Origin of the sequence: Acetivibrio straminisolvens JCM 21531, from assembly GCF_000521465.1 — a bacterium.
Classification (GTDB): domain Bacteria; phylum Bacillota; class Clostridia; order Acetivibrionales; family Acetivibrionaceae; genus Hungateiclostridium; species Hungateiclostridium straminisolvens.
In genome coordinates this window covers 45,986-51,985 of sequence record NZ_BAVR01000023.1, presented here as the reverse complement: position 1 = coordinate 51,985, position 6,000 = coordinate 45,986, and the positions used below count along the sequence as shown (strand labels likewise).

5 protein-coding genes and 1 pseudogene are annotated in these 6,000 nt (G+C 33.2%); 1 reads left to right on the top strand and 5 read right to left on the bottom strand.

What is annotated here, in order from left to right; genetic code table 11:
* Window positions 1–157: 157 nt before the first annotated feature.
* Window positions 158–298: a hypothetical protein gene (locus tag JCM21531_RS18910; protein WP_157833659.1), complete on the bottom strand. Its 141-nt coding sequence runs from the start codon at window positions 296–298 to the stop codon at window positions 158–160.
* Between the two features lie 44 nt (window positions 299–342).
* Between JCM21531_RS18910 and JCM21531_RS19145 the strand changes: the two genes are divergently transcribed.
* Window positions 343–576: a hypothetical protein gene (locus JCM21531_RS19145; protein ID WP_131464435.1), complete on the top strand. Its 234-nt coding sequence runs from the start codon at window positions 343–345 to the stop codon at window positions 574–576.
* 205 nt (window positions 577–781) lie between these two features.
* Here JCM21531_RS19145 and JCM21531_RS07900 read toward each other — a convergent pair whose 3' ends face one another.
* From JCM21531_RS07900 to JCM21531_RS07875, 4 genes and pseudogenes are all read right to left on the bottom strand, one after another.
* Window positions 782–2,473, bottom strand: coding sequence for a dockerin type I domain-containing protein (locus JCM21531_RS07900; RefSeq protein WP_038288877.1), 1,692 nt, complete (start codon window positions 2,471–2,473; stop codon window positions 782–784).
* A gap of 1,327 nt (window positions 2,474–3,800) precedes the next feature.
* Window positions 3,801–3,953 (bottom strand): annotated as a pseudogene (locus tag JCM21531_RS18900) (AraC family transcriptional regulator); the annotation flags it as partial.
* 31 nt (window positions 3,954–3,984) lie between these two features.
* Window positions 3,985–5,352: an FtsW/RodA/SpoVE family cell cycle protein gene (locus tag JCM21531_RS18310; protein ID WP_094184761.1), complete on the bottom strand. Its 1,368-nt coding sequence runs from the start codon at window positions 5,350–5,352 to the stop codon at window positions 3,985–3,987.
* Window positions 5,339–5,686 (bottom strand): PadR family transcriptional regulator, encoded by a 348-nt coding sequence (locus tag JCM21531_RS07875; protein WP_038288872.1) that lies wholly within the window; start codon window positions 5,684–5,686, stop codon window positions 5,339–5,341. Before JCM21531_RS07875 ends, JCM21531_RS18310 begins: the two co-directional genes overlap by 14 nt.
* Window positions 5,687–6,000: the final 314 nt, after the last annotated feature.

Here is a 6,000-nt window from a genome sequence, read left to right as displayed (position 1 = left end):
CAAATTAATAATTATTATTGTAACTATATCTTATACATTATCGACACGCGGATATTTATTTAAAAATGCTTTATTTGCATCCAGTATTATTTCAAAATATTCCCAATACGAATCGCTAAATACTTTTAAATTTTCAATAAATATATCATAATATCCACTATCTCGCTGAAACTCTAATAATAATTGCTTCATTCGAGTTTATGTATTCTAAATATTTCTCAATAGCTTCTTTGTTTTCTTCTATATACATATCTATATTATTTACCGAATCTATTATGGCTGAATTAACTCCCTGCATATTTACTTCTTCATGGAATTTGAAGGTAGTAGTCGGCAATAGTTTTGGTAAGCGTTCGGCAAAAAAAGATATCGAGAATTGAAAGAGGTTGTAACGGAATCACTGAAACATCTAAAGGTCTGATAATAGATATTGTAAATAAAGTGATTACCCGGAATGTCAACAGATTATTGATGCTTGATGGCGCAAAAGCAGTGAGGAAGATTTTCGGAAATAGAGAGGAACTACTAAGATGTCAACTGCATAAAGAGCACACTTTCAGAAGGTTATTCGCCTGAATCTGTTTTCATTCATTTTATCCCGTTCATCAACCGTGTGATTTTGTAGGAAAAGAGAAAGAAGCAGAGTTTTATACTTATCCCCTACTCCCTCGTTTTTATAAAGTCTGAATTTAAAGTTCTGTTGTCGAAAAAATTAAAAATGGTATGAACATGAAAATAATACTCATACCATTTTTTGCCAAACCAGACTCACACTTAATTGTTATTTCCAACCATTCGGAATGTCATCATAGTTTGAAAGTTTTGTACAGTTTCTAAAGCAATACGAAAATCCTTCCACATTTGGACGCAGCCACAAAGCAGGTGCTACGCCTGTTAAGTTTTTGCACCCATAAAAACACCAAGAAAAGTCAGTAACATTGACATTGTTGTCAAACAGTCCTTCAGGAATTTCTGTTAAGCTACTACAATCTCTAAAACAACCGCTAAAGTCTGTTACGTTAACATTATTTGCAAACAGTCCTTCAGGGATTTCTGTTAAGCTACTACATCCTCTAAAACAATCATCAAAGTTTGCTATATTAATATTATTTGCAAATAATTCTTCTGGTATTTCTATTAAATTGACGCAATTACTAAAGCACCAATTAAAATTAGTTGCATTAATATTATTTGCAAATAGCCCTTCCGGTATTTCCGTTAAGCTGATACATCCACTAAAAGAACCGGAAAAGTTACTTACATTAATATTATTTGCAAACAGTCCTTCCGGTATTGCTGTTAAGCTGATACAATCATCAAAGCAACCTCCTAAGTTCGTTGCATTAATATTATTTGCAAACAATCCTTCCGGTATTGCTGTTAAACTACTGCATTCACTAAAACACGCAGCAAAATCTGTTGCATTAATATTATTTGCAAATAGCCCTCCTGGTATTTCCGTCAAGCTACTGCATCCATAAAAACAACCTCGAAAGCTTGTAGCATTAACATTATTCTCAAACAGTCCATCATAAATTTTTGCTAAGCTGGTGCAACCATAAAAGCACCAACTAAAGTCTGTTGCATTAACATTATCTTTAAACAATCCCTCAGGGATTTCTGTTAAGCTAGTACAACCATAAAAGCACCAACTAAAGTCTGTTGCATTAATATTATTTTTAAATAGGCCTTCAGGAATTTCTTTTAACTCAACGCAATCAGCAAAGCACCAATTAAAGTCTACTGCATTAACATTGTTTGAAAATAGTCCTTCAGGAACTTTTCTCAATTTACGGCACCCTCTAAAAAAAGCATCAAACTCAGTTTCTCCAATATCCGGTAAAGGCGTGAGCACTTCAATCACATTCGTATCATATGAAAATTTAATTGGCAGATAATCATATGAAAATTTAATTGGCAGATAATCATAGGAAAGAACTTTTACTGTATATATACCTTCTTTTTCATATTTATGAGATATTGGTGAAGATTCTGTTATCCTGCTTGTTGTGCCATCACCCCAGTCAACATCAATATAATATTTTTCCTGTTCTTTTGGCGTCCATAAAATAGGAAATACGTATGATTGTCCCTCATATACACTAATTTTGAACGCAAATACTCCTTCATGGGTTTCTGTAGGAGTTGGAGTAACTTCCACTGTCGGAGTCGGTTCTATTGTCGGCTGCATATCCTCAACCGGGAATTTGCTTATTTCCTTAAGTAAGTACCTTTTCAACAGGGAGAAATCTGTCGAGGTTACTTTACCGTCACCATTCAAGTCAGCCGGAGTAATATCATCAAGCGTTCTTTGTTTGAGCAATACTCTCTTCATTATCGTTAAATCGGTTGAGTTAATTGAGCCATCTGCATTCAAGTCACCGTACAGTGTAGCGGCACCGGCAGACATCATGCTAATAGCCATAGTTGCAGCGATCATTACCAGTAGTAATAGTAATCCTTTTTTTCTCATTTGTGCTTCCTCCTTTTTTTGGTTTTATTTTATCTTTGAGTTTATCACTCAAACCTTGATTTCTATTTGAATCATCTTCGAAAAGCAAACAACACGAAGATATATGCATAATAAAACCTTTTTCCAAAGTATATGACTTTTACACCAAAAGCAAATTTGCATATTTATTCGGCTTGAATATTATTTAGTCCTGAATATATGAATATATTGAATGCCCCAAATTTAACATTTCGCCATATATTAGTATATTTTTAATCTATAATGATTATAGTTAACTTTTCCATCATTGATATATTGTTATAAATATTACCATAGCAAAAGATATGCGTCAATATATCTTTGAATAAAAAGTATATTGACCCATTATAAAGGCTTTTTCCAGCTATTCCAGCCACTCTTTCTTTTTTATCTTAATATTTTCATCCTATCTACTATATTCTAAAAATGATTTTTAAAGCGCATCAATGTCAATTCATTGCGCTTTTAAACATAAAAAAGGTATGAACAGCGATAATACTGTCCATACCTCTTTTGGTTATTATCATAATTGTTACTTCCAATTATTTGGAATATCATTATTATTGTAATTCTCTAACGTCATTTCAATAGAGATTAATCTGTTAAGTTTATCACTCAAATCTATTAATTCCTATCAAACTGCCCTCCGGAATATTCCGGATACATCATTTTGCGAATTTGCGATTTTCTAATATCTGCAATATAAGCACGGCAATATGCAAAGCCATTACACAAACACCAATAATGCTCCCGGAGTTAAACAGTAGCCATGATAACAAATGAGATATTATACATATAATCAGCAAAATTTGCACTGCACTTCTCACATTTACTTTCTTCATCCCGGCCAAGAGCAATAAAAGAATAATAATTGACAAAAATGCAGTAATAATCGAAAACCAATTTCCGTATCCCCATGGCATCATACTAAAATACGAGAAATAACTCGTCACCCGCTCTGTCGGACTGGGTGCAAATGTCATAGAAACTCCAAACGGCAACGCCATTAAAATTATTGTAATCAGCATACAACATACAGATACAATTTTCCTCATCATTGCCTGTCTCCTTTACCTTTCTCAGTGCTTGGCTATAACCTTGTCCAAAACGCAATTTTTCTATCTTTGCAGAATAGCTGTTTTCCGAATCACCTTTTACATGTTTAAATTAGATTCCTGTTTCCACCTCAATAATCTCTTATAATAATTATAATATATTCCTATAATATTTGCAAATTACCTTCAAGCAATCGGCACCCACAGCTCATTTTTAATTTTATGTCCTAGCCCTGGATAACGTTCAATGCAAGAATTGCAATTTGAAGGGATATCAGCGGAAAATCCTTTAGCTGCACACCATTTTCTCTTACAGCATTACGAGTCACAGCATGCAGCTTTTTAAATGCCCTTGTAAAAGCATCAAATGAGTTATAACCATATTTCAATGCAATATTAATAATCTTTTTAAACTACTATTATACTCATAATAATCAGCTATCTTTTTAAAGCAATTGTCAATTTTCCATCTTCATATGAGATATGAAAAGAGGACTTTATACTATCTTTAAAAATACTGCCTGTTCTGAAAATTGAAAGCATAAATCCTATTAAAGCAGAATTTATTATTAGATCTGTTTTACCGTATGAAATGAAAGGTAACGATAATGCCGGCAATATCCCATACCCAAGGTTGAAAATAATATAAATGATCACTTGCAAATCAAAAGTAAGCATTACCGATAACGATACCAAAGTTCCCAAAACACTTTTTTGCTTAGCAACATGATACAATCCAAGAATAGAAAATGATATAAAAACAACTAATATCCCACCAAATGTAATCCAACCAAAATTGTACGTCAATGTAGCAAGAATATAGTCTGTGTTAAAAGCAGGTATCACGGGAACATTACTACCAAATTGAGCCGGTACGGTTCCCTTTCCCGCAAATTTAGAATTCGCCAACAAATCTCTTATAAGACAGTAAGCATAACCTGCTCCACTCCGGTCGGAATATGGATTGACTGCAATAAGCAATCTGTTTATTAAATCAGGATTTCGTATTATATGTATAACATCTGCAATAACAGTAATAACAGCAGGTATAAAAGCAAATAATAAACCTTTCTTTTTATCGATTCCAAACCATCCCTTTACAATAGATAAGCAAAGTATAACAAGTGCCGATATCGTAAACAAAGCAAAACCGGTAGACGACGGTACAAGTCGTAAGATAATTGCAAAGGGAATATAACCTATACCGCATAATATAATACCTGTATATCCCTTGTGCCGCAAAGCATAAACGAGCAATGAATATACAAGCGGTAATATTAAAGAAAGGTAGCTAAAACTTACAGACAATCTGCTAAACCAAATTCTGCCTCCAACCGGAGTACCTAACAAAAGGCCTAAAACTAAAGCTGCAAAAGTGACAAAATAGCATTCTTTAACGTATTTGCCCAAAAAAGAGAAGTTAATTAAATAACATATTAAAAATACAGAAAAAGCAATAATATAAGAAACAAGGCCCAATCCGGGCAAAGAGTATCCGGTAGAATCAATGAAGTAGTTTGAAATCATACCCGTCAACATCAACATGGCAGTAAAAGCAATCATTGCCCACTGAGGCTTCGGTCTATGAATTTTATCCAGCTCCCTTCCAATGGAAACTGCATCACCCATTTGCAATATTGCTTTCTGTGTTGCAGTTTTTTCATCTTCCCCCTGTGAAATATATGCGTCTCTTTGATCACAAAGATGATTTTCAATTTCTTCCGTAACAATATTATGAGCCTTTTTCCAGCGTATTTGATCACAAACAGTCTTACTATATTGCTTTATTTCATCAAATGGTTGCATAGCTTACCCCTCCATTCAGAATCTTGTTGACTGCAGAAGAAAAAGTAATCCACTCTTGATGTTTTTCCTTAAGATGTTTTTTGCCTTTAGAAGTAAGATGATAATACTTCCTTACCTTACCATTGCTTTCCTCTTTTTCATATGATTCAACAAAACCATTGTCCCTGAGATTGTGTAAAATAGGATAAAGTGTGCCTGCTTTTAAATTGAAAGTATCGTCAGATTTTTGAGCCAAGGTTTCAATCATTTGATACCCATACATATCTTTTTCTTCAAGGAGCTTCAAAATAAGTATTGTCGTACTGCCTGCCATCAGGCTCTTGTCAATAGACATATATAGACCTCCTATATATAGATAATCTACATATATTATATATGTAGATTATCTATATGTCAATAAAAATTATTAAAATTATTCAACCACTGATTTTCAGACGAATTTGTAAAAGTTTTGATTAATTAGCAAAAATATAAAAGATTTATTGCCGGATTTTATATTATATAAAAATAACCTTTCCTACTTTTACATCTTGAGATTACATAATACGACTAATTTAAAAGCGTAATTACCGATATTTCCGGCAGATTGAATACCCTAATTGCAAAATCACCGTTGCCCAATCCTCTGTTTACAATTAATGTCTTGCT

Excerpts from the sequence above, each read along its gene's own strand:
- JCM21531_RS18910 (WP_157833659.1), bottom strand. The coding sequence starts at position 298 with ATGCAGGGAGTTAATTCAGCCATAATAGATTCGGTAAATAATATAGAT.
- JCM21531_RS07900 (WP_038288877.1), bottom strand. The coding sequence starts at position 2,473 with ATGAGAAAAAAAGGATTACTATTACTACTGGTAATGATCGCTGCAACT.
- JCM21531_RS18310 (WP_094184761.1), bottom strand. The coding sequence starts at position 5,352 with ATGCAACCATTTGATGAAATAAAGCAATATAGTAAGACTGTTTGTGAT.
- JCM21531_RS07875 (WP_038288872.1), bottom strand. The coding sequence starts at position 5,686 with ATGTCTATTGACAAGAGCCTGATGGCAGGCAGTACGACAATACTTATT.